This is a genomic window from Kineosporia sp. A_224 (assembly GCF_002198655.1).
Classification (GTDB): Bacteria; Actinomycetota; Actinomycetes; order Actinomycetales; family Kineosporiaceae; genus R-H-3.
In genome coordinates this window covers 51,015-75,039 of the sequence record NZ_MWLN01000191.1, presented here as the reverse complement: position 1 = coordinate 75,039, position 24,025 = coordinate 51,015, and the positions used below count along the sequence as shown (strand labels likewise).

Here is a 24,025-nt window from a genome sequence, read left to right as displayed (position 1 = left end):
CGTCGCAGGGCGCGGCGCCGACCTAGTGTGGCACGCGTCACTCTCAACGCCGAGGAGGCCACCACCCGTGGACACGCCCGTAGAACCGCTCCGGATCGGCGTTCTCGGCGCCGCGCGGATCTCCTCGCTGTCGATCGTCTCTCCTGCGAAGGCCACCGGGCACCGGCTCGTCGCCGTCGCCGCCCGCGACCGCTCCCGGGCGCAGGCCTGGGCGGCAGACCACGGGGTCGAGCGGGTCGTCGACTCGTACGAGGACCTGCTCGCCGACCCCGAGGTCGACGTCGTCTACAACCCGCTGCCGAACGGCCTGCACGGCCCGTGGAACGTGCGCGCGCTGCGGGCCGGCAAGCATGTGCTGTCGGAGAAGCCGTCCGCGAGCAACGCCTCCGAGGCGGCGGAGGTCGCGGCGGAGGTGGCGAAGGCCGGGACCACGTTCATGGAGGCCTTCCACTACCTCTTCCACCCGGTGACCCGGCGCGTGCTCGAGGTCGTGGCGTCCCGTGAGCTCGGCGCCGTGCAGCACATCGCGACGATGGTCGCGATCCCGGCGCCGCCGGACGCCGACCCGCGGTGGTCGCTGGAGCTCGCGGGCGGCGCGGTCATGGACCTCGGCTGCTACAGCCTGCACGCGCAGCGGATCCTGGGCCCCCTCGTCGGCGGCGCCCCGGAGGTCGTGGCCGCACGCGCCGGCACCCGGGCGGGCCACCCCGGCGTCGACGAGTGGCTCGACGCCGACCTCGCGTTCCCCGGCGGGGTCACCGGGTCCGCCCGCTGCCACATGGCCCACGACGACGTGGAGATGACGCTGCGGGTCGTGGGGACCGAGGGCGAGGTCGTCGCGCACAACTTCGTCCAGCCGCACCTCGACGACCGGGTCACCGTGACGACCCCCGCCGGGTCGCGGACCGAGTCGCTCGGGCCGCGGTCGTCGTACACCTACCAGCTCGAGGCGTTCGCCGCTGCGGTCCGTACCGGAGCGCCGCTGCCGATCGACGCGGCAGACGCCGTGGCGAGCATGGAGACCATCGACGCGGCGTACCGGGCGGCCGGCCTGCCGCCGCGGCCGTCGAGCGTGCTGTGACGAGCGGGCGGGTCTACTGCCGGCACGGGCCGGTGGTGCCGCGGACGACGAGGTCGGGGACGACGACGCCGTCGCGGTGCATCTCGGGGTCGTCCTTGCGCTCGACGAGGCTGATCGCGCGGCCGACGGCCATCCGGGCCATCTGCCCGGCGTCCTGCCGCACGGTCGTGAGGCCGATGTGGGAGAACCCGGCGAGGTGCGTGTCGTCGAACCCGACGACCGAGACCTCCTCCGGCACGGAGATCCCGGACCGTTGCAGGGTGCTCAGGACGCCGTTGGCGCAGGGGTCGTTGAACGCGAGGATCGCCGTCGGCAGGTCGCCCTCGGCGAGCAGCTGCTCGACGGCCTGCGAGCCGTTGATCTCGGCCCAGCCGCCCCGGACGATCCGGGGCTCCAGTCCGTGGCGCGCCATCGCCGCGCGGTACCCCCGGCGGCGCTGCTCGGCGCTGGGGGAGCCGGCGCCGTCGACGTGGACGATCCGGCGGTGCCCCAGCCCGACGAGATGGTCGACAGCGAGCCCGAGGCCCTTCATGTCCGCCGCCCGGACGACGGACAGGTCGGGGTGGCGGACGTGGCGGACGAGGACGACGGTGGGCAGCCGGCCGCCGACCTCGGCGAGCCACTCCCGGCTCGACTGCGGGGCCACGAGGATGACGGCCTCGCAGCGGTCGGCGAGCAGCGTGCCGATTGCCTTGTCCTCGCTGCGGGAGTCGGTGACGGCGCTCAGCACGACGTCGTAGCCGGCCGCCTCGGCGGCCTCGTACACGCCCTCGATGACGTCCGCGTGGAAGGGCTGCTGGACGTGGAACATCACGCCCAGCAGCTGGGACCGGCCCTGGCGCAGGGCCCGGGCCCGCGAGTCCGGCACATAGCCGAGCTCGCGGGCGACCCGGAACACCTTCTCGCGGTTCGCGGGGCTGGCGCCCGGGGCACCACGCATCACCAGCGACACCAGGGCCGTCGAGACGCCTGCCTGTCGGGCGACGTCCGCCAGCGTCGTCCGGCGGGCGGGGGCCGTCCCGGCGTCCTCGATCGTCATGGCGACATCCTCGCGGAACCTGGTGGGAGCGACGCAACGATACAAGAACGTTATAGGCCGGGTAGCCAAGAAGGGCTTGACGTGTGCCCTGCGTCACGTTCATAGTTCCACACGCGACCTAAAACGTTCTAGGGGTCAAGGCCTAGAACGTTGTATGGCAGATCGCCGAACGGTTCCACAGCAGTCGGACACGGCACGTCGCCGTCGTCGGCACATCGCTCCCGTTCCAGCCAGTCAGGCAGTCACTCCAGTCAGGCCAGCCAGGCCGGTCAGGCCGGCGAGTCAGGCCGGCCAGACAGTTCTCCCTCATCCCAGGACACCGCCTCGTCGTAGCGGTGATGTCGAAAGGCAACCGATCATGATTCGCTCCAAGCGTGCGGTGGGTGCGGTCGTCGCCCTCTCCGCGGCCCTCGCCCTCACCGCCTGCTCGTCCTCCGGCGGCAAGGACGCGGCGGACTCCTCGTCCGCTGCGGCCGCCCCCGCCGCAGGTGCTGCGGCCGGCCCGAAGAAGACCATCGCGATGATCACCCACGCGGCACCGGGTGACACGTTCTGGGACCGGATCCGCAAGGGCGCCGACGCGGCCGCGGCCAAGAACAACTACGAGGTCCAGTACTCCTCGGACCCGGACGCCACCAAGCAGGCCCAGCTCATCCAGGCCGCGATCGACAAGAAGGTCGACGGGATCGCCGTCACCGACCCGAACACCCCTGCGCTCGGTGACGTGATCAAGAAGGCCATCGCGGCCGGGATCCCGGTCTCGATGTTCAACGCGGGTGGTCCGGACGCTCTCGGCCTCGGCGCGATCGGCTACTTCGGCCAGGGCGAGAAGGACGCCGGCATCGCCGTCGGCGCGAAGGCCAAGGCCGACGGCGCCACGAACATCATCTGCGTCAACCAGACCCAGGGCCAGCAGCAGCTCGTCGACCGCTGCGACGGCGTCACGGAGGGCGCGGCCGGCGCCAAGGTCAAGATGATCTACGTCAACGGAACCGACGACTCGGCCGTGACGACGACCATCCAGGCCACGCTGACCCAGGACAAGACCGTCGACTACGTCGTGACCCTCGGCGCGCCGATCGCGCTCGACGCGGTGAAGGCGGTCAAGGCAGCCAGCAGCTCGGCGAAGATCGGCACCTTCGACACCAACGAGCAGCTGGTCGCGGCGATCAAGGACAAGTCCGTCCAGTTCGCGGTCGACCAGCAGCCGTACATGCAGGGCTACCTGTCCGTCGACTCCATCTGGTGGTACACCACGAACGGCAACACCCTCGGTGGCGGCCAGAACGTCGCGACCGGGCCGGCGTTCATCGACCAGTCCAACATCGCGGCCGTCGAGAAGTTCGCCGCGAACGGCACCCGGTGACCCGGCAGCTGACGCTCTGGAGAGTGATCTGAGATGACGACCGTCACGGCCACACCTACCGACGACCGGGTCGCGACCCGATCGGCCACCGCAACCATCATGGGCCGCCCCGAAGTCGGGGCCCTGATCGGAGCCGTTGCCGTCGCCGCGCTGTTCCTGCTCGTGGCGCCTGCGTTCCGCAGCGTCGGGAACATCGGGACGATCCTGTACGGCTCCTCGACGATCGGCATCATGGCCGTCGCCGTCGCGCTGCTCATGATCGGCGGGGAGTTCGACCTGTCGGCGGGTGTGGCCGTGACGACGTCCGGCCTGGCGGCGGCGCACCTGGCCTGGTTCTTCAGCCTCAACGTCTGGGTCGGGATCGTGTTCGCGCTCGCGCTGTCCCTCGGCGTCGGGGCGTTCAACGGCTGGCTCCTGCACGTGACCGGGCTACCGAGCTTCCTGGTCACCCTCGGTACCTTCTTCGTCCTGCAGGGCGTCAACCTCGCCCTGACCCGCGTCGTCGCCGGCGGGGTCTCGTCGAACTCGCTCAACGACCTCGACGGCTTCGCCAGCGCCAAGGCTGTGTTCGCCTCGAGCTTCCAGCTCGGGTCGGTCGAGATCAAGGTCCCGATCATCTTCTGGGCCGCTCTCACCGTGATCGGCGGGATCGTCCTGCTGCGCACCCACTACGGCAGCTGGATCTTCTCTGCCGGTGGCGACTCGGCGGCCGCCCGCGCGGTCGGGGTGCCGGTGACCGGCACCAAGATCGCGCTCTTCATGGGCGTCGGGTTCTGCGCCTGGCTGCTCGGGATGCACAACCTGTTCAACTACAACAACGTGCAGTCCGGCGCAGGTGTCGGCAACGAGTTCATCTACATCATCTCGGCCGTCATCGGCGGCTGCCTGCTCACCGGTGGCTACGGCTCCGTCGTCGGCGCGACCGTCGGGTCGCTCATCTTCGGCATGACCCAGCTCGGCATCTTCTACGCCGGCTGGGACCCGGACTGGTTCAAGACATTCCTCGGGGTCATGCTCATCGCCGCGACCCTGGTGAACCTCTACGTCAAGCGGAAGGCGGACGCCCGATGAACGCGGCCAGGACGAACGCGGCCCGGACCGCGACCACCCACGCGGGGGAGTCCAGCAGCTACGACGGTCCGGTCCTCGAGCTGGAGAACATCGGCAAGAGCTACGGGAACGTGCACGCGCTGCGCGGAGTGAACATCACCGTCCGGCAGGGTGAGGTCACCTGCGTCCTCGGCGACAACGGCGCCGGCAAGTCGACGTTGATCAAGATCGTCGCCGGTCTGCACGAGTACAGCGAAGGCACCATGAAGCTGCGCGGCATCGTCCGCCAGTTCGGCTCCCCGCGGGTGGCGCAGGCGTTCGGCATCGCCACCGTGTACCAGGACCTCGCCCTGGCGCCGCTCATGTCCGTGTGGCGCAACTTCTTCCTCGCCAACGAGCTCCGCAAGGGGCCGTTCCTCGACATCCCCACCATGAAGCGGATCTGCGCCGAAGAGCTAACGAAGATGGGGATCGTCATCCCTGATCTCGACCGCGCCGTCGGCAGCCTGTCCGGCGGCCAGCGCCAGGTCGTCGCGATCGCCCGCGCCATCTACTTCGGGGCCCGGGTCATCATCCTCGACGAGCCCACCGCCGCCCTCGGCGTCAAGCAGTCCGGCGTGGTCCTGAAGTACATCGCCAAGGCCCGCGACGCCGGGCTCGGCGTCATCTTCATCACCCACAACCCGCACCACGCGTACCTGGTGGGCAACCATTTCGTGGTCCTCAAGCTCGGGCACGTCGCCCTCGACGCTCACCGCGACGAGCTCACCCTCGAGCAGCTCACGGCGGAGATGGCCGGCGGACAGGAGCTCGCCGAGCTCAGCCACGAGCTGCGCAGCGTCCACCCGGAGAAGGTCGTGCTCCCGCACGACGCCCCGGGCGGCATCGAGGCCCCGGAGCTCGACCCGAACGAGCTCGCGGGCATGGAAGACGTCTGATGCGCATCGGTCTCATCGGGCTCGGCCGGATCGGCTCCTTCCACGCGGACACGCTCGCCGCCCTGCCGCAGGTCGACGAGCTCGTGGTCACCGACCCGGTGGCGGCCGCGGTCACGGCCGTCACCGGGCGGCTCCCGAAGGCCCGGGCGGTCGCGACGCCTGACGACCTCATCGCCGCAGGCCTCGACGGCGTCGTCATCGCCGCGGCGACGAACGCGCACGCCGACCTGCTGCTCGCCGCCGTCAAGGCGGGCGTCCCGGTGTTCTGCGAGAAGCCGGTCGCGGGCACCGCCGACGAGGCGGTTTTGGTCCGCGACCGGCTTGCCGGCCGCGGCGTCCCGGTCCAGATCGGCTACCCGCGCCGCTTCGACCCCGCGTTCGTCGCCGCCCGGGACGCCGTCCGGGACGGCAGCCTCGGGCGGGTCCACACGGTCCGCTCGACGACGCTCGACCCGGCTCCGCCGCCCGCGGCGTATCTCGCCGTCTCCGGCGGCATCTTCCGGGACTGCTCGGTGCACGACTTCGACGCCGTCCGTTGGGTCACTGGTCGGGAGGTCGTCGAGGTCTACGCGGTCGGCGCCGTCGACCCTGCCGCGGCGCAGGAGCTGTACGCCGCCAACGGTGACTGGTCGACCGTCTCGACCCTGCTCACCATGGACGACGGCAGCATCGGCGTCGTCTCCAACACCCGCGCCAACGCGCGCGGCTACGACGTCCGGCTCGAGGTGCACGGTACGGACGACGCCGTTGCCGCCGGTCTCGACGAAGGCCTTCCGCTGCGGGCCACCCAGCCGGGCGTCGCCTGGCCTGCCGGGCCTGCGCACACGTTCTTCATGGACCGGCTCACAGAGGCGTTCCGGCGCGAGCTCGCCACCTTCTGCGACGTCGCGGCCGGCATGACGCCGTCGCCGTGCACCGTCGAGGACGCGATGGGCACCGCGTGGACCGCCGAGGCCGCCACCCTGTCCGCCCGCGAGCACCGCCCTGTCCGGATCGACGAGGTCGCCCGCTGACCTGCGCCGTCGGCGACCCCAGCACGAGAGGCAGGACCAGATGACCCTGAGAGTCGGCGTCATCGGCACCGGGATGATCGGTGCCGACCACGTCACCCGCCTGACGACCCTCGTCGCCGGCGCCACGGTGACCGCGGTGTTCGACGTCGCGACCGAGCGCGCGCATCAGGTCGCCGCGACAGCCGGCGCGACCGCGCACACGTCGTGGGAGGCGGTCGTCGCCGCCGACGACGTGGATGCGGTCGTCATCGCCTCACCCGGGCACCTGCACCCCGACCAGGCGATCGCGTGCATCGCGGCCGGCAAGCCGGTGCTCTGCGAGAAGCCGCTCGCGACGTCGTCCGCCGAGGCGCTGCGGGTGCTCCAGGCGGAGGCCGCCGCCGGTCGCCGGCTCGTCCAGCTCGGGTTCATGCGCCGCTACGACGCCGGTTACCTCGACGTGAAGAAGGCCATGGCGGACGGGGTCATCGGCGAGCCGCTGCTCGCGCACGCCATCCACCGGAACGCCACCGTGCCGGACTTCTTCCGCGGCGAGATGTCGCTCACCGACTCCCTCGTCCACGAGTTCGACATCTTCCGCTGGCTGTTCGGCGCCGAGATCGCGAGCGTCACCGTGCTCCCGGTGAAGACGAGTCCGCTCGCCGCGAACGGGATGCGCGACCCGCAGATCGCCGTCCTGCGGATGGCCGGCGGCGAGGTCGTCACCGTCGAGTCGTTCGTCAACTGCCAGTACGGCTACGACGTCCGCTGCGAGATCGTCGGGTCGCTCGGCACCGTGAGCCTCGACAACCCGCGCACCACCGTCGTCATCACGGCCGGCCACCGCAGCGAAGGCGTGCCCGCGGACTGGCAGGAGCGGTTCGAGCCGGCCTACACCCGCGAGCTGCAGACCTGGGTCGACGGCCTCGCCGTCGGCCGGGTCGGCGGCCCGAGCACCTGGGACGGCTACGCCGCGACCGCCGTCGCCGAGGCCGCCGTCGTCTCGTACGCCAAGGGCGAGCCGGTCGACGTCGTGCTCGCCGACAAGCCTGCCCTGTACGCGGGCGAGGACTGAGTCCGGTGGGCCGGGAACGACTGGCGCAGTACGCCCTCGACAGTCCGGCCGGGCGGCAGGCGCTGGACTCCGGGCTCTCCGGGGCGCAGTGGTTCCACAGCGAGGTGCCGCGCAAGCGGCTCAAGGAGCTCATGGCACGCAGCGACGGGCCGGCGATCCGAGACACCGTCATCTGGGTCGGGCTCATGGTCGTCTGCGCCGCTGCCGGGGGCGTGCTGTGGGTGCACGGGCACCCATGGGCCGCCGTACCGCTGCTGCTCGTCTACGGCGTCCTCTACGGCTCCGGCGGCGACTCGCGCTGGCACGAGGCCGGGCACGGGACGGCGTTCCGGACCCGGTGGATGGACACCGCCGTCTACCAGCTGGCCTGCTTCATGATGATGCGCGACCCCACGGCCTACCGCTGGGGCCACACCCGGCACCACACCGACACCCTCATCGTCGGCCGCGACCCGGAGATCCAGGCGATGCGACCGGCCCGGCTCGTGCGCATGCTCGCCAACCTCTTCGGCCTCTACGACGTCCCGGTGTCGTTGGGGAAGATGCTGCTCCACGCCGCCGGGCGGCTCACCACCGACGAAGCCGACACTATCCCGGAACAGGAACGCTTCCGCACCTACCGGACCGCACGACTCTGGTCGCTCGTCTACGCCGCGACCCTGGCGACCGCGGTGGTGACGTCGTCGTGGCTGCCGCTGCTGCTCGTCGGCGGACCGCGGATGTACGGGACGTTCATGCACATCGTGTACGGGCTCACCCAGCACGCCGGCCTGGGGGAGAACGTCCTCGACCACCGGCTCAACACCCGCTCGGTCCGGATGAACGTCGTCAACCGGTTCCTCTACTGGAACATGAACTTCCACGTCGAGCACCACATGTTCCCGATGGTGCCCTACCACCGGCTGCCCGAGCTCCACGAGCAGATCAAGGGCGACCTCGCCCCGATGTACCCCTCGATCTGGGCCGCGTACCGCGAGCTCGTCCCGGCGGTCCTGCGCCAGCTCAAGGACCAGAGCTACTACGTCCGCCGCGACCTGCCGCCCGGCGCCGCGCCCTACTACGAGCCAGCCGTCGCCGTCCCGCCGTCCCTCTGACCGTCGAGGAGCCCTCGTGCCCAGCTGGATCCCCACCGTCAAGGCCGACGACGTCGAGGCCGAGGACGTCGCGCCGTTCACGCACGGCGGCACCGAGTACGCGATCTACCGCTCGCCTGACGACGAGTACTTCGCCAGCGACGGCTTCTGCACCCACGAGGCGGAGATGCTCTGCCGCGGCTTCGTCATGGGCCACGAGATCGAGTGCCCGCGGCACAACGGCCGCTTCGACTACCGGACCGGCAAGGCCCTCGGGGCGCCGGTCCTCGTGGGCCTGAGGACCTACCCGACCCGCGTCGTCGACGGGGTCGTGGAGATCGACCTCGACTGAAGGCCCGGCTCGTGGCTCACAGGTCGCGGCGGCGGGCGAGCGCGTCGAGGACAGCGCCCAGCTCCTCCGGGGAGCTGCCCGCGGCGAGCGCGGCCCGCACGAGGTCGGCCTGGGACGCCGGCGCGAGACCACCGACCGGCGGGTCACGGTCGAGGTCGGTCGGGAACGCGTACCCCTCGGCCGATGCCGCGACGACGTTCTCGACCGCCTGCGCCGACCAGCCGGACGCCATGTGCGCCAGCAGGGCCGGGTACAGGGCGCGGCACATGGCGTCCCGGTCGACGGTCTCCATCGCGCGCCCGAAGGGGGAGGAGATCTGCAGCAGGTTGGCGGTGCGGCGCACCGTCGCCGAGCGGTTCGTGCCCGCGCCGTGGAAGAGCGCCGGACTGAAGAAGACCGCGTCGCCGGTGGCGAGCGGGAGCTGGACGTGCCGTTCCTGGAAGTAGGCGGCGAACTCCGGCTGCTGGTAGGCGACGTAGCCCGCCGGGTACTTCTGCGAGTTCGGCAGCAGCATCGTCGGGCCGGTCTCGACGGGCATGTCGCAGTGCGCGACGGCGCCCTGGAGAGTGAGCAGCGGCGAGACCCCGTGGACGTGGGCGGGGAACTCCTCGCACTGCCGGTCCGACATGAAGCCCAGGTGGTAGTCCCGGTGCGGCTCCTGGGCCTTGCCGCCGGGGTTGACGACGTTGACCTGGCTCGTGATCTGGTAGCCGCGGCCGAGCCAGGCCTGCGCGACGATCGCGACGGCGTCCGTGGCGTAGTAGGCCGCGAACGCCTCCGGGTCGCGGAGGGCGAGCTTGTCGAGGGCACGCCAGACCCGGTCGTTCTCACCGGTAGGTGCGAAGAAGTCGCCGTCCCGGGCACCGGCCGCGCGCTGCTCGGCGACCATCGCCTCGAAGACCACCGAGACCCGGTCCACGACCGCACGGTCGAAGGCGCCGGCCAGAACGACGACGCCGGGTCCCTCGAGCAGCGCCCGGCCGAGCTCGGCCTGGACCGCCCGCCGGCCGTCCGTCGTCCGCGCGGCCTCGTAGGCGCGCGGGCCGTACACCAGGATGTTCTCGCGGACGTCGTCGGCGAACGGGTACGCGGCCAGGTCGGTGGGGGTCTCGACCAGGGCCCGGAAGTCGTCGAGGCTGCAGTCCGCCGGGGAGAACCAGCCGGGTGTCCGCTGCTGCGCGGTGGGCGTCGTCATGGCGCGCACTCCTCTTCGAGCCGGCGGCCGTCCCGGAAGGGAGCGCCGACTCACACGCTAGGTCGGTGTCGCAGGGCCGGGAGGCCGCAGACGCCTCACCAACGCCTCAACGTTGGTCGTGGCGATGTCAGCAGCGGGGTCAACCTTCGACCTTCCGATCGATCGTCGGACCATCACTTTCGGGCGGGTCCGAACGATCAGGTGCATCGCTGCTGATCAGGGGCCTGTCGTTCTCTCACGTCTGGGCGCGGCGACCTGGCACTTGGGCAGACAATGGGCAAGTCTTGGGCGTTCGGAGGCTCTCGGGTGTCCGGCTGGCCACGGCTGTCATCGGGCGGCGCGGACACCGCAAGACGACGAAGGGCCTTTGAACTGGGGGAATAGGTTGCGTTTCCCCAGTTCAGAGGCCTTTCGGTGGCCAGGGGCGGGGTCGAACCGCCGACCTTCCGATTTTCACCCGCTTCAGGATCGTCCGTCGCGGTGTGGGCCGAGCTTCTGACTAGGGTGATTTCGCTCGCGTCGTCCCGCGTGGTGCGCCGCGAATGCAGCCTCGTTGCTGTCAGCCGCGCTCTCAACGGGACGCCCCTGACAGGGACGGTCAAGTCCAGAAGTCGGCGTCGGAGGTGCTTCGGGTCCTCGATGGTTCTGGTCTCAGATGCCGAGGTGTGGTGGGTCGAGGTCGGCTCCGGCGACCGGGACGCCGTTGCGGAGTACGAGGCGGATCCGGTCGGGGTCCTGGAGGGCGTGCGGCTGCTGGACGGGGTCGGCGTCGAGGACGACGAGGTCAGCCCAGCGGCCGGGGCGGACGGTGCCGAGCAGGTCCTCGGCGCCGAGGGCGACGGCGCCGCCGAGGGTGGCGGCGCGCAGGGCGTCCGTGCTGGGCAGACCGTGCTCGATGAGACGGACCAGCTCGTCGGCGGCGCGTTCGGGTGCGGGTCCGTCCTGGCCGAGGGCTATGGTGACGCCGGCCCGGTGGGCTGCTTGGAGGGTCTCGTGGGCCTCCTCGACGTTGAACTTGCCCTGCTCGACGAGCTCGGGGGTCCAGGTGCCGTTCTCGGCCACCGCGTGCAGGAACGTCAGCGTGGGCACGAGGACCTGCCCTTGCCGGGCCATCGCGTCGAGCAGGTCCGGGCGGCGGTGGAGGTACATCCCGTGCTCGATGCTGTCGGCGCCGGCGAGGATCGCCAGCTCGGAACCGGCCAGGCCCTCGCAGTGCGCGGCGACCCGGTAGCCGAGGCGGTGCGCCTCGTCGACGACGGCGGCGACCTCCGGCGGGGTCAGCTGCGCCGGGTCCGGGTCCTCGATCTCGACGGACCGGGCGCCGGTGGTCATGAGCTTGATGAAGTCGGCGCCGCGGCGGAACTGCTCCCGGACGGCCCGGCGCAGGTCGTCCGGTCCGTCGGCCTCGCGGTACATGCCGTCGAAGAAGCGGCCGCCGGGCGCGGTTGCGGAGACGATCCGGCCGCAGGCGTACAGCCGCGGGCCGGCGAACACCTCGTAGCGCATCGCCTGCCGGGCCTCCAGGACGGTGTCGCCGTACGCCCCGACGTCCCGGACGGTGGTCACTCCCATCCGAAGGCTGCGGCGTAGGGTCTGCGCCACGATGTGCCCGGTGAGGTTTGGCAGCAGCGGTTCTGCACCGTGCTCCGGCCTGGGGAAGCTGTCGACGTGCTCGAGGATCGACAGGTGGGTGTGGACGTCGACCAGCCCCGGCATCAGGTACCGCCCGGCGAGGTCGAGCCCGGGCACGTCGGCGGGCACGGGCTCGGCGACGTCCTGCACACGCTCGATGCGCCCGTCACGCAGGACGACGGTGACGGGGCCGCCGACACCGCTACCGGTGCCGTCGAACAGGCGCGCCCCGACGAGAGCGGCCATCCCGGACGCCGGGCGGTGGTCGGCGAGGATCGCGGGCAGCCTGAGCGCCATGCGCGGACTCTAGCCCGTGTCTTCGACGGCACGTGTGCTCGACGGCGACTCGCTTGGTCGACTGGGACAGGTGCTGTCGGTCGTCCGTGTAGTGCGTCACGTCCAGGCGAATAGTGCGTCACGTCAAGGCGAACCGCCCCTGTTTGTCTGGAGCCAAGTCGGAATCCGACGCGACAGATGGCCACCGTCGCTGGTCACGGCCGTGCGTCTTGCCGGCGAGGTCTGGCGCTTGGAAGTCACGGGTAGGAGTCGCTTGGGCGTTTTGAACTGGTGTGCGGTCGCCTCAGGCGGTCGGCGGTAGGACAGTTTCGATTCCGAACGGTGCCAGGGTTGTTGACGATCCGCCAACCGTGACGTGGAGCTCATCGGGACTCTGGTTCCAGAGGCGCACCTCGAGCTCGCCGTCGACGCGGCGAACCGACGACAGATGCGCGCCGTCGACGCGCAGCAGCTGTCCGGACCGTGCGACGCCGCCGCCGCGTGAAGTCGTCTCGAGTAACGGGAGCGCGAATCGCTCCCACTGCTCCACGAGCTCGCCGGGCACCGCCTCCGGCAGTACCGCGAGCTCGTACCTCGACTCACCGCGGCACTGGCCCTCCGGTGCAGGCACGGAGGGCCCGGCCCAGATCGGTCGCGTGGCGAGCATCGGCTTCGCGATGACACCGACCGAGCGCAGCAGCGTGACACCGAGCCGGTCGCCGTCGACCTCGTACTCCACCACCCCCTCGGTGAGCAGTGCGGTCCCGCCGGCCAGCACCGCACCTCGCGCGGGCCAGGTGGGGGAGCCGATCTCGCTCGCGAAACCCTCGCCGACCAACGGACGCTCGACGATCTCGTACGGCGAAAGGGCGACGGACCCGGTCGCCGTCTCGCCCAGACCGACCCAGAGCCGCAGACGGTGGTCGTCGCGCCGGTTGTCGACGCGGACCGAGAGCCGGATGAAGCGCTCGCCCTCCCTACGTGCCGCGTCGAGCTCCAGTGCGACCCCGTCAAACTGGAAGCGCGCACCCGTCGCTGTCGACGTCACGCCCGTCGGCTGTCTCGGAGTCCCGCCTTCCGGTGCGCAGAAGGTGAACAGGTCGCCGTCGTCGTCCTCGTCCGTGACGAATAGCGCGGTGCCGTCGTCGAGGACGACGTGCCCGTCGACGACCGTGAGAACCACCGGCTCGGCCAGGGGGATCTCGTCGCGGGCCACGACCCCCCACCCGAGCCCGGGCACGCCCTCGCGTTCGAAGGGGGAGGGGTTCCAGCGCAGCACACCGGGCGCCGCGTCGGCGGCGAGTGCAGTCGCAGCCTCGAAGATCAGGCCCTCGGTGATGCCCTCAACGGCGTCGAAGCGGGCGTCCACGTCGTGCGCGACGGCGTCGGCCGCGGCGCCGTACGCGCAGTCGTGGCCGGCGTTGAGCATCATGTCGCGCCAGGCCACTGCCAACCGCTCCGCGGGCCAGGGGACGCCGGGCACGAGCGCCGAGAGCGGTTCGGCGTACCGCTCGAGGCGCGACTCGAGCAGGCCGCGCCGCCGCTTCTGGTAGGCGCGGCTGGCGACTGTGTTCGGCAACAGGACCCACGTCGACGCGGCCCGGAGCTCACCGGTCCACACCTGCGCTTCAGAGGGTCGGCCGGCGAGCTCCAGGAAGCGCGCCAGCGATCCCACCTCGACGTCGTACGGCGCGTGCTGAGCGAGCTCCAGGACGCGGTCGAAGCTGCCCGGCACGGGCGTGGAGTGGTCGGCCCCGACCGGCAGCAGCAACACGTCGCGATCGCTGACCGACGCGACGCGCTCCATCGCCTGGTCGAGGGAGAGGTAGTCGGGGTCGATACCGGCCTTCGGGTGGCCGACGTCGGCCCCCACGTAGTAGCCGTTGATCAGGTAGTCGGTGAGCACCTCGCTGCCGTTCGGCGAGCGCCACACGAACTCGGAGCGGTGGAGCGAGGCGGGTGCGCCGCGCAGGATCACCGCCCGCTCGATGCCGAACATCCGCAGGATCTGCGGGAACTGCCCGATGTGCCCGAACTGGTCGGGCATGTAGCCCGCCCACGGTCCGTCGACGGGGGTGTCGATGCCATAGGCGGCGGCCTGCTCGAGCCCCTTCTCCAGGTTGCGGATGATGCCCTCGCCGGACACCAGGAACTCGTCGGACAGCGTGTAGAAGGGGCCGATGCTCAGCCTCCCCGCGCGAACGTGGCCGGCGACCTCCTCGGCACGCTCGGGCCGCATGCCGAGGTAGTCCTCGAGCATCACGCTCTGGCCGTCGAGGTGGAAGTGCGTGAACCCGGTCTCGCTCCCGAGCAGGTCGAGGACCGAGTCGAGCGTGTCGCGCAGCCTGAGCTTGAAGACCGCGAACGGCTCGTACCACTCCCTGTCCCAGTGGCTGTGCGGGACGAGGACGGCCTTCATGCGGGCTCCGATCTCGGTGAAAAGTATGATGTTTACTCTAGCGAGTTCGGCGGCCGCCGCAACCAGCTGCGGGCAGCGTCGATCTCGGCGTCGAACCGCGCCAGGTGCTCGTGCACACCGCGGCCGTGCTGGGCCACGAAGACGCGAAGCCGTTCGAGCCAGAGCAGGCACCAGTCGACGTCGTCGGCCCGTCGCACGCGCTGCCCTGCCACGACGAGGTGCACCGGACTGCTGTGGGCGTAGGCGAAGTCGTCGAGGACCAGTGGGTCGGCGCCACCGACCAGCTCCGCGGTGACGGCGTCGGGCGACGTGACGGGCAGCCGCACGTCGGCCGACCATCCGTGCGTCGCCTCGCCCTCGGCGACGTGCCACTCGTGGGCGAGGTCAGACCCTCGGTGCAGGCGCACGGTGAACGGCCCCTCGGTGGTGGCCCGGACGGTGGCGAGCACGGTCGTCGGCGCGACGACGTCGAGGTCGTCACCCGGCCCGTGCCCGTCGACGTCGAGCATGAGCCACGGCCCGTTGGTGGCGACCGTGCGGCCTGCCCGGATCGCCGCCTGCAGCGAGCCCAGCGAGACCGAGTCGCCGGTCCTCGCGTACATGCGCACCCAGCCGGGTGGGTTGGAGTGCACGCCCATGTGGCGCAGGGACAGCATCGCGTCGCTTCCTGCGGTGGCTGCCACGCGCAGGCCTGCGCCGACCATCCGCCGGTAGAGCTCGGCGGATGCGAGGTCGTCGGCGTTGGACAGTACGTCGACGGAGTCGACGACGCCGAGCGTGGCGTCGAGCACCGAGCAGCGGGCCTCGCTGTTCCTCGGATCGGTGCGGCCCATCACTCGCTCGAGGACGTCCTGCGGCGCCTCGCCCCAGACGGGGAACACGGGGTGGCAGTAGCCGACCACCGCTCCGACGGAGCGGAAGTCGGCGGCAGCCTCGTGGTTGAACGGCACGTCGACAGACACGGCGCCCTGCGCGTGCCCGGTCTGGTAGCGACCGACGTCACGACGAGCGCCGGTCACGTGGACGTGACCGTACAGATCGTTGCGGTACTCCAGGCCCGCGTGCGCCGGCATCTCGTTCGAGCCGGGCAGCTGGTGGTCCAGCGCCGCACGGAACAGGCCGACGTCGTGCACGTGCGCCGTCAGCTGGTTGGCGGCCACGAGGTTCATGAGGTCCAGGCCCTCGCCGCGCTGCATCGCCATCGCGTGGTCGGCGCCGACGGCGTGCTCTCCGCCGTAGTTGGCATGCACGTGCAGGTCGGCCGACCACCAGCCCTCGGCGTGCGGGTCGAACCGGCGCACGAGGTCCGCGACGACGTCGGCCGTGCCTCCAGCCTTGACGCGGAGGACCGACTCGTGGGGCACGTACTCCGCCCCCCGGACGGCGCGCACTCGGTACTCACCCGGAGGCACGACCACCTGGAGGTCGTCGCCGTGCGCGTAGCCGCGGCCGTGGACGTCCCACTTGCGCAGTGCGCCGTGCGGGAAGTGCGCGGCGCCGTCGTCGTCGGTCACCGACCACCGACAGGTCGCCTCGGCGGTGAGGCGCAGCACCGCGCCCGCGACGCGCTCGACGGCGTCGGGGGAGGCGTGGGGTGCACCGTCGACCTCGACGACCACCACCCTCGCGTCGTCATGGAGGTGATCCTCGAGCAGCGCGTGCTCGCCCGCCGAGAGCACGAGCGACTCGTCACCGATGCTCACGCGAACGGGGACGGTGGAGACGCAGGACACCAGGACCGGGACGTCCACGACGACGCCCACGGCGGCGACCGCACGAGCGTGGCTGTTCCAGGTGACCCCTGCGTCGGACAGACTCAGGCGCACGAGACCAGGAATGGCGTCGAGGTCGCTCGCACCGACCAGCGCGGCAGCGACGTCCTGCGTGGTGAGCACGCGGTCGTCCGCGAAGCCCGACCACAGCGTCTCCAGAGCCGCGTCACCTGCGTGGTGCAGCGGCCGCGCGACGATTGCGCTGTTCCACACGTCGGCGCCCCACGACTGCGGCGATCGCAACCGCTGTCGCGCGCTCGCCACCATCTGCGCGACCACCGCCGGGAAGTCGGCGACCTCGTCCTCGCAGCACATCGGGGCTCCTTCGTTGCACCGGTCGTCGGATGCGCCAGGGCGTGCGCCGTGCGATCAGACCGGCGTGAAGTCGAACTCCATCACCTGCCGGTAGGTGTCGCCCGCTCCCACCGTTGTACTCGGGAAGTGCCCGAAGTTCGGCGAGTCGGGGAACTTCTGCGTCTCCAGGGTGAATCCGGCGTACTGGCAGTATGGGACCCCACCCTTGCCGATGATGCTCTCGTCGAGGTAGCCGCCGGTGTACATCTGCAGACCGGGCTCCGTCGACCAGAGCCGGATCCGTCGGCCCGACCCCGGGTCGACGATATCCGCCGCCTCGATCAGTCCCCGCGAGTCGGGGATCCCCAGGCACCAGTTGTGGTCCCAGCCCCCACCGCCCTCGAAGACGTCCGCGCCGACGGCCGGGAGGTCGTGCAGGTACTGGCCGATCGGGTGGGCATCGCGGAAGTCGTACGGCGTCCCTGCGACGGCGAGCACCTCACCGGTCGGCATCAGCTCGCTGTCGACCGGGATGTAGAAGTCGCCGGCGAGGCGCATCCGCTGGGCGAGCACGTCGCCCATGCCGTGCCCGGCGAGGTTGAAGTACGAGTGGTGCACCATGTTGATGACGGTGGTCGCATCGGGCACCGCCTCCATGGTGATGCGCAGCCGCTCCCCCGAGAGGCTGTAGGTGCTCCTGACCGTGCACGAGCCGGGGAACCCCATCTCGCCGTCCGCGCTGCTGGTGCGGAACGTGATCGAACTGCTCGCCGGGTCGACGGTGTCGACGTCCCAGATCCGGCTGTCCCAGCCGTGCCTGCCACCGTGGAGATGGTTGTTCTTCTCGTTCACGTCGACCTGATGATCGCTGCCGAGCAGGGTGAAGCGGCCTCGGGTGATCCGGTTGCCGAACCGTCCGACCGTCGCGCCGAAGTATGCAGGTGACTCGACGTAGGACTGGGCGTCGTCGAAGCCGAGCACGACGTCGGCCGTCGTCCCGTCGCTGCCCGGTACGTGGAGCTCGGTCAGGCGAGCGCCGTAGTCGGTGAGCCGGAGGCTCACCGACCCACCGTCGCTGATGCCGAACGCCCGCGCGGGTTGTCCGTGGACGTGCCCGAACGGCTCGGTGGTGATCATGCGCGGACGGCTCCAGTCTCCGCGACGGCGATCGCACGGGCGAGGCGTTCGAGGGTGTCCGCGGTGGTCGTGCGGTCGTGGGCAGCCGAGACGTACCAGATGCCACGCCCCGTGAGCCACAGGCCGTGGTCGCGAGCAGCGTGTACGAGACGGCCGTATCGTGCCGCGTCGCCGCGCAGCAGGTCGGCGTAGTTCCGCACCGGCAGGTCGTCGTCGTACGACAGGTGGAAGGCAGCGGGAAGGCCGCGCACCTGGACGGGCAGATCCCGTTCGGACAGCAGCGACCGGATCTGGTCCATGAGGTCCGAGCCGGTCGCCTCGACGGTCGCGTGGACCTCGCCGTCGGCCATGACCTCCATCGCCGCCACGATGGCGGCGCACGCGAGGACGTTGGCGTTGAACGTGCCGGAGTGGTTCGTGCCGGAGGCGAACTCGGACATGAGCTCGGCGCTGCCCGCGAGGACGCTGGCAGGGAAGCCGCCCGCGACCGCCTTGCCGTAGATCGCGAGATCGGGGACGACACCGAACCTGCCGACCGCCCCTCGCGGGCCCAGCCGGAAGCCGGTGATCGTCTCGTCCAGGATCAGGAGGATCCCTCGGGCCGAGCACTCGGCGCGGATCGTCTCGAGGAATCCGGCCTCGGGCAGGATCGCACCGGCGTTGAGCATCATCGGCTCGGTGATGACGGCGGCGATGCGGTCGCCGTGCCGGTCGAGCGTGCCGCGGAGCGAGGCGACATCGTTCCACTCGATGGTGATGCTCTGGTCGAGAGCCTCCGGGAGCTGGCCTCTGCTCGCAGGGGCAGGGGTCGGCTCCGCCGGGCTGATCAGGACGTTGTCGAGCCAGCCGTGGTACTGCCCGCGGAAGCGCAGGAACAGCGGCCGCCCGGTGCGGGTGCGGGCCAGGCGGAAGGCCGCCTGCACCGTCTCGGTGGAGGTCATGCCGATACGCACCATCTCGGCCCAACCGAGCGCGTCGATCAGTGCCTCGGCGGCAAGGAGCTCGACCTCGCTCTGCGCGCCGAACGTCATGCCGTGCGCGATCTCGGCCTGGACGCGCGCCAGGATCCGCGGGTGCGCGTGGCCCAGGAAGGCAGGGCCCTGCCCCAACACGTAGTCGACGTAGTCGTTGCCGTCGACGTCCCAGATGCGTGCCCCGAGCCCGCGGGCGACGAAGCGGTCCGCGACCTCGAGGCGCACGTTGGAGTTCACACCACCGGGGACGACCCGGGCCATACGTTCGGCCATCGACGCCTGGACGGATCCTGCCACCACGGTCACCTCTCTCACTTCAACGTTCGAGCACCGTAGGAGCCCGCGTCGAAGGCGGTCAACGCGATGGCTCCGGATGCACGGACGCGACTTGGTTGACGGTCAACCAAGTCGTGAGAACCGTTCCAGCTCAAAGTCTTGAACGAGTCAAGGCGTCACTGCGACAGTCCCGGCATCCGGGTCCGGCGCGTATCGCGAGCCGGCATCGCAGGGATCGCCGACGACGGCCAAGTCGTCAGGCCGAGCGAGAGGCTGAGCATGCGAACTGGGTCCATCGGCTACTCGACATCGACGTCCGCAGCGCTCGACCGCCGCAGCTTCCTGCGTGGTGCCGCGCTGGTGAGCGGCGCGGCTGCCCTGTCGGCGTGCGGGCTCTCCTCCGGTGACGGCGGGACGAGCGCCCCGGCGAGCGCCGGCGGCACCGCGGCCCTCGAGGCCGACACGGGAACCGTCAGGGTCCTGACCTTCGAGGGCTACACGCAACCCGAGTGGCTCGACGAGTACAAGGCGAAGTCGGGTGTCGAGGTCGTCGTGACGACAGCCGGCTCCGTCGACGAGATGTTCGCCAAGGCCAGGACCGCAGGGAACGGGCTCGATCTGGTGCAGTTCGACCTCGGTTCGATCCCGCGGTACATCGAAGCCGGCCTTCTCGTCCCGTTCGACCGATCGCAGGTCGCCAACGTTGCCAACATCTCGCCGGGGCTTCCGTGGGAGCCGGGCCTGACGATCGACGGCAAGCTCTGGGGCCTACCGTACAACTGGGGCACCGAGCCCCTGATGTGGAACGCGGACGTGGTCACGAAGGCACCGACGAGCTGGCGCGTGCTGTGGGACCGGACCTTCCGAGGAAAGGTCACGCTGCCGGACGACTCGTACATCGGGATGCCGATGATCGGTTTCGCCTGGGGCGTCAAGGACCCGTACAACATGAACGACCAGGACTTCGACACCGTGAAGAAGGCGCTGTCCGACCTCCGGCCGCAGCTGAAGACGCTGACCACCGGCTTCAACGACGCCGTCAACCTCTACGGTGCGGGCGACTGCGTGATCGGCTACTGCCAGAACGTGTCGGTGGTCAACGACCTGACCACCCAGGGGAAGAACTTCGCCTACGGCTACCCGGACGAGGGCACGCCGTTCTGGATCGACAACTCGCTGCTGCTGCAGGGCGGGAACCGCAAGGAGGTCTACGACTACGTCAACGCGACGATGGACAAGGCCTGGCAGGGTCGTTTCATCGAGGCGTCTGGCAACGCGGGCATCATCAGCTACGACGACGCCAAGGCGATCGTGGCGGCCGACAAGCTCGCTGCGACCGAGGTGAAGAACCAGACGGGCAGCACCTTCTGGGCGAAGATGCGCCCGATGGTCCCGCCGAACCGTCTCGACGACCGTCTGGCCCTCTGGAACGAGTTCAAGGCGGGCCTGTAGGTGTCGGCAACTCAGCAGCGCGCGGCCGTCGTCTCCCTGGACGACGTCACGAAGGGCTACCCGGGAACGGATACGAAGGCCGTCGACCGGGTGTCGCTCGACATCCGCGAGGGCGAGTTCTTCTCGCTGCTGGGCCCGAGCGGCTCCGGCAAGACCTCCACCCTCCGGATGATCGCCGGATTCGAGGAGCCGACCCAGGGCCGCGTCCTCCTCGACGGCCTGGACGTGAGCGGGCTCCCGCCATATCACCGGGACGTCAACACGGTGTTCCAGAACTACGCGCTCTTCCCCCACATGACCATCCAGCGCAATGTCGAGTTCCCGATGCGGATGAAGGGCGTCCCGAGCCGCGAGGCAGGGGCGAGGTCGACCGAGGCCCTGGAGTCCGTCGAGATGGCGGAGTACGGCGGACGCCTCCCTCACCAGCTCTCGGGTGGGCAGCGGCAGCGGGTCGCCCTCGCACGCGCTCTCGTGGGCCGGCCCCGTGTCCTGCTGCTGGACGAGCCTCTTGGTGCTCTCGACCTCCGCTTGCGTCAGCAGATGCAGCTCGTGCTGAAGCGGCTCCAGCGCGAGGTGGGCATCTCCTTCGTGTACGTCACCCACGATCAGGGCGAGGCCCTGTCGATGTCCGACCGCATTGCGGTGATGAACAAGGGCAGGGTCGAGCAGCTCGGGTCGCCGGCCGAGATCTACCACCGCCCGTCCACGCGCTTCGTCGCCTCGTTCATCGGCCGGTCCAACCTCCTCCCGTGCGCAGTGGAGGCCCTGGGCGACTCGTCGTTGGCGCACTGCGGTGACGGCATCACCGTGATGCTCCCCGCCGGCACGCCGGCCGGCCAGGCGCTGCTGTCGGTGCGGTACGAGTCGGTCGCGCTGACGGAAGGCGGAGCATCGGGAGGCTTCCCGGTGACCGTCGACGAGGTCGTCTTCCTCGGCGACGCCGTCGAGATCATCGGCCGGACGGGCGCGACGGTGCTGGTCGCCCGGACCGGCGGTCAGCGTGGGCTCCGGGTCCAGCGCGGTGACTCGGTCGAGTTCGCGATCCACCCGACCGGAGCGGTGATCCTGCGTGACTGACGTCGACGTGCGCGTCGAGGCGGACCAGCCTCCTGCAGTGGGTCGGCACCATGCCCAGCGCCGGCCGTCGGTGTCTTTCGTGGCAGTCCTCGCCTGGGTGGCCGTCCTGGTCGTCGCACCGAACATGCTCCTACTGTTCTACAGCGTTCTCACCAACCGGTCGGGCAGGGCCACGACCCAGCTGACACTCGACAACTACGTCTCGGTCGTCACGTCGGATGTCACGCCGCTCCTGCTCGGTCGCACGCTCGTGACCGCGGTCGCTGCGGCCGCCCTCGCCACGGTGATCGCCTATCCTGCGGCGCTGTTCGCCCTGCGCAACCTCGGGCGTCACCGCACGCTGGCCGTGCTGCTGATGGTCGTGCCGCTCTGGATCAGCTACCTCGTGCGCGTCTACGCCTGGAAGATCATCCTGGGCGACAGCGGTGTCATCAACTCGACCCTCGCGGCGGTGGGACTGACCGACGAGCCGTTGTCGTTCCTCCTCTACTCGCGCTTCGCGGTCCTCATCACACTGACCTACGTGTCGATCCCGTTCGTCTTCGTCACCTCGTACACGGCATTGGAGCGCATCCCCCCGTCGCTCCTCGAGGCCGCCGAGGACTCCGGCGCGTCGCCGTTCCGAGTGGTACGCCACGTGATCTGGCCGCTGTCACGGCAGAGCGCGGCTATCGGCTTCTCGCTCGCGCTGCTCATCGCCGTCGGTGACTACCTGACGCCGTCACTGGTCGGTGGGCTGCGGGGGACCATGTACGGCTCGCTCGTCGTGTCCCAGTTCGGCATCGCCAACAACTGGCCCTTGGGTGCAGCGCTGTCCGTCGTGCTGATGGTCGTGGTCGGCGCCCTGCTCCTGGCCGTCGCGAGGCTCACCCGGACGGAGGGCCACCTTGAGTGAGACCTCGGTCGTGAGGCCGGTCCACCGTCGCTCACCTGCCGCGATCCTCGGGCGAGGCGCATCCTGGGCAGGCTTCGGCGCCGTATACCTGTTCCTCTACGCGCCACTGGTCGCGATCACCGTCTTCGCGTTCAACGACTCCACCATTCAGGCGCTCCCGTGGGCAGGATTCACGACGCGCTGGTTCGAGGCGATCCCGAAGGACCGGCTCCTGATCTCGGCGCTCGTGTTCAGCTTCACCGTCGCGATTGCCGCTGTGGCGATCGCATCCCTGCTCGGCACGTGGTTCGCGTTCGCCCTGCACGAGCGGACCGGCCGGGTGGCACGCGCGGCGCGGGGCCTGATGGTGGTCCCGGTGGTGGTTCCGGGGATGGTGCTCGGTCTCAGCCTCGCCATCACCTTCCGCTCGTTGGGGCTGACGCCCGGCTATGCCACCGTCGTCCTCGGCCACCTGGTCTTCGACGTTCCGGTGGTCACCCTCCTGGTCCTGAGCCGGCTGCAGCGTCTCGACCCGTCGCAGGCGCAGGCGGCGATGGATCTCGGCGCGGGTCCGTGGCGGACACGAATTCTCGTTGTCCTGCCGCAGGTGCGCACGGCGATCCTCGCCGCGGCCCTGCTCACCTTCACGTTGAGCTTCGACGAGGTCATCGTGACGTTCTTCCTCGTCGGGGCCCAGCAGACCCTCCCGATCTTCATCTGGAGCCAGACACGGTTCGGCTTCACACCCGAGATCAATGCCGTGGTCACGATCATCGGGCTCGTGTCGATGGTCCTGATCGTCGTCGCGACGCGAGTCATCACACGTGACATCGAGCCCGACAACTACGACCGCCCCGACGGGGGTGGTGCATGAGAACCCCTCTGCCTGAACGGATCCCTAGGACAGCCGACGACCGAGTCGGCTCCACCACCGAAGGAGCGTCATGACCGCGTACAAGGCCATCGTCACGGGAGCGTCGTCCGGCATCGGGCTCGCGACGGCGCGACGCATCCACGCGGACGGCGGGACCGTCGCCCTGCTCGCTACGCGCGCAGGGCTCCTCGAGGACATCGCGGGTGAGCTGGGGGAGCGTGCGTTCGCCGTGCCGACCGACGTCTCGGACCCGGCGCAGGTATCAGCATCGATCGAGAGGTGCTTCGACCTTCTCGGCGACGTCGACCTGGTCGTGAACGCGGCGGGTGTTGACGGTCCCTCGCACCTCCTGGAGATGAGCGACGAGAAATGGGGCCGGACCATCAGTGTCAACCTGTCGGGCCCGTTCTACGTGAGCCGTGAGAGCGCCCGGCGGCTGAAGGCCGGCAGCTCGATCGTCAACATCGGCTCCGAGCTGTCCTTCATGGGCATGGGCCTCTACGTGGACTACTGCGCCTCCAAGGCCGGCCTCATCGGGCTCACCAGGGCGATGTCGGCCGAGCTGGCCGAACGGAACATCCGGGTGAACGCCATCTGCCCCGGTCCCGTGGACACGCCGATGATGGAGGCGGAGATCCAGTGGTTCCCGGACCCCGAGGCGATCCGCGTGCTGGCGGTCGACCGCGTTCCGCTGAAGCGGTGGGCGAGCCCGGAGGAGATCGCCGACGCCGTCGTGTACATGGCAGGCAGCACGTTCGCGACCGGCGCCGCCTGGTCCATCGACGGCGGCACCACGGCCATCTGACG

The 24,025-nt window shown here is 70.3% G+C and carries 20 protein-coding genes; 13 read left to right on the top strand and 7 right to left on the bottom strand.

Annotated elements, in window-relative coordinates; translation table 11 throughout:
- Positions 1-67: 67 nt before the first annotated feature.
- A complete protein-coding gene (locus tag EDJALFJO_RS20640) occupies positions 68-1,081 on the top strand; it encodes a Gfo/Idh/MocA family protein (RefSeq protein WP_233149958.1) in 1,014 nt (337 codons plus the stop codon).
- A 13-nt stretch (positions 1,082-1,094) separates the two neighbouring features.
- On the opposite strand, the gene EDJALFJO_RS20635 is transcribed toward EDJALFJO_RS20640, so the two are convergent.
- Positions 1,095-2,120, bottom strand: a complete 1,026-nt coding sequence (locus EDJALFJO_RS20635; protein WP_088288195.1) for a LacI family DNA-binding transcriptional regulator — start codon at positions 2,118-2,120, stop codon at positions 1,095-1,097.
- A 358-nt stretch (positions 2,121-2,478) separates the two neighbouring features.
- On the opposite strand from EDJALFJO_RS20635, the gene EDJALFJO_RS20630 reads away from it, so the two are divergent.
- Genes EDJALFJO_RS20630 through EDJALFJO_RS20600 form a run of 7 tightly spaced genes read left to right on the top strand, consistent with a single transcriptional unit; the run spans position 2,479 to position 8,966 of the window.
- The gene (locus tag EDJALFJO_RS20630) at positions 2,479-3,486 is read left to right on the top strand and encodes a substrate-binding domain-containing protein (RefSeq protein ID WP_088288194.1); all 1,008 of its coding nucleotides are present in this window, start codon (positions 2,479-2,481) and stop codon (positions 3,484-3,486) included.
- Between the two features lie 33 nt (positions 3,487-3,519).
- Positions 3,520-4,557, top strand: a complete 1,038-nt coding sequence (locus EDJALFJO_RS20625; protein WP_088288193.1) for an ABC transporter permease — start codon at positions 3,520-3,522, stop codon at positions 4,555-4,557.
- Positions 4,554-5,474: an ATP-binding cassette domain-containing protein gene (locus EDJALFJO_RS20620; protein WP_088288192.1), complete on the top strand. Its 921-nt coding sequence runs from the start codon at positions 4,554-4,556 to the stop codon at positions 5,472-5,474. The genes EDJALFJO_RS20625 and EDJALFJO_RS20620 overlap by 4 nt, the downstream gene beginning before the upstream one ends.
- Positions 5,474-6,487 (top strand): Gfo/Idh/MocA family oxidoreductase, encoded by a 1,014-nt coding sequence (locus tag EDJALFJO_RS20615; RefSeq protein ID WP_088288191.1) that lies wholly within the window; start codon positions 5,474-5,476, stop codon positions 6,485-6,487. Before EDJALFJO_RS20620 ends, EDJALFJO_RS20615 begins: the two co-directional genes overlap by 1 nt.
- Before the next feature lie 40 nt (positions 6,488-6,527).
- Positions 6,528-7,541, top strand: coding sequence for a Gfo/Idh/MocA family protein (locus EDJALFJO_RS20610; protein WP_088288190.1), 1,014 nt, complete (start codon positions 6,528-6,530; stop codon positions 7,539-7,541).
- A gap of 5 nt (positions 7,542-7,546) precedes the next feature.
- Complete coding sequence (locus EDJALFJO_RS20605) at positions 7,547-8,635, top strand: fatty acid desaturase (protein ID WP_088288189.1); 1,089 nt, start codon at positions 7,547-7,549, stop codon at positions 8,633-8,635.
- Between the two features lie 16 nt (positions 8,636-8,651).
- A complete protein-coding gene (locus EDJALFJO_RS20600; RefSeq protein WP_088288188.1) occupies positions 8,652-8,966 on the top strand; it encodes a MocE family 2Fe-2S type ferredoxin in 315 nt (104 codons plus the stop codon).
- A gap of 16 nt (positions 8,967-8,982) precedes the next feature.
- On the opposite strand, the gene EDJALFJO_RS20595 is transcribed toward EDJALFJO_RS20600, so the two are convergent.
- The 6 genes from EDJALFJO_RS20595 to EDJALFJO_RS20575 form a co-directional block, all read right to left on the bottom strand.
- Positions 8,983-10,161: a phytanoyl-CoA dioxygenase family protein gene (locus EDJALFJO_RS20595; RefSeq protein WP_088288187.1), complete on the bottom strand. Its 1,179-nt coding sequence runs from the start codon at positions 10,159-10,161 to the stop codon at positions 8,983-8,985.
- A gap of 651 nt (positions 10,162-10,812) precedes the next feature.
- Positions 10,813-12,090 (bottom strand): amidohydrolase family protein, encoded by a 1,278-nt coding sequence (locus EDJALFJO_RS20590; RefSeq protein ID WP_088288186.1) that lies wholly within the window; start codon positions 12,088-12,090, stop codon positions 10,813-10,815.
- Between the two features lie 283 nt (positions 12,091-12,373).
- A complete protein-coding gene (locus EDJALFJO_RS20585) occupies positions 12,374-14,488 on the bottom strand; it encodes a hypothetical protein (RefSeq protein ID WP_158220506.1) in 2,115 nt (704 codons plus the stop codon).
- Between the two features lie 32 nt (positions 14,489-14,520).
- Positions 14,521-16,575 carry a CehA/McbA family metallohydrolase gene (locus EDJALFJO_RS34485; protein WP_158220505.1) on the bottom strand — a complete coding sequence of 685 codons (2,055 nt, stop codon included), beginning with the start codon at positions 16,573-16,575 and terminating at the stop codon, positions 14,521-14,523.
- 54 nt (positions 16,576-16,629) lie between these two features.
- The gene (locus EDJALFJO_RS20580; RefSeq protein ID WP_088288184.1) at positions 16,630-17,691 is read right to left on the bottom strand and encodes an aldose epimerase family protein; all 1,062 of its coding nucleotides are present in this window, start codon (positions 17,689-17,691) and stop codon (positions 16,630-16,632) included.
- Positions 17,688-18,962, bottom strand: coding sequence for an aspartate aminotransferase family protein (locus tag EDJALFJO_RS20575; RefSeq protein WP_198950494.1), 1,275 nt, complete (start codon positions 18,960-18,962; stop codon positions 17,688-17,690). Before EDJALFJO_RS20575 ends, EDJALFJO_RS20580 begins: the two co-directional genes overlap by 4 nt.
- A 258-nt stretch (positions 18,963-19,220) precedes the next feature.
- On the opposite strand from EDJALFJO_RS20575, the gene EDJALFJO_RS20570 reads away from it, so the two are divergent.
- The 5 genes from EDJALFJO_RS20570 (at position 19,221) to EDJALFJO_RS20550 (ending at position 24,023) form a co-directional block, all read left to right on the top strand.
- Entirely contained in the window at positions 19,221-20,393 is a 1,173-nt protein-coding gene (locus tag EDJALFJO_RS20570) for a PotD/PotF family extracellular solute-binding protein (protein ID WP_088288183.1), read from the top strand.
- The gene (locus EDJALFJO_RS36130; protein ID WP_088288182.1) at positions 20,394-21,470 is read left to right on the top strand and encodes an ABC transporter ATP-binding protein; all 1,077 of its coding nucleotides are present in this window, start codon (positions 20,394-20,396) and stop codon (positions 21,468-21,470) included. It abuts the gene before it with no gap.
- Complete coding sequence (locus EDJALFJO_RS20560) at positions 21,463-22,365, top strand: ABC transporter permease (RefSeq protein WP_143448683.1); 903 nt, start codon at positions 21,463-21,465, stop codon at positions 22,363-22,365. The genes EDJALFJO_RS36130 and EDJALFJO_RS20560 overlap by 8 nt, the downstream gene beginning before the upstream one ends.
- On the top strand, positions 22,358-23,218 hold the full coding sequence (locus EDJALFJO_RS20555) for an ABC transporter permease (RefSeq protein WP_088288180.1): 861 nt from the start codon (positions 22,358-22,360) through the stop codon (positions 23,216-23,218). Before EDJALFJO_RS20560 ends, EDJALFJO_RS20555 begins: the two co-directional genes overlap by 8 nt.
- Before the next feature lie 70 nt (positions 23,219-23,288).
- Entirely contained in the window at positions 23,289-24,023 is a 735-nt protein-coding gene (locus EDJALFJO_RS20550; protein ID WP_088288179.1) for an SDR family NAD(P)-dependent oxidoreductase, read from the top strand.
- Positions 24,024-24,025 lie beyond the last annotated feature (2 nt).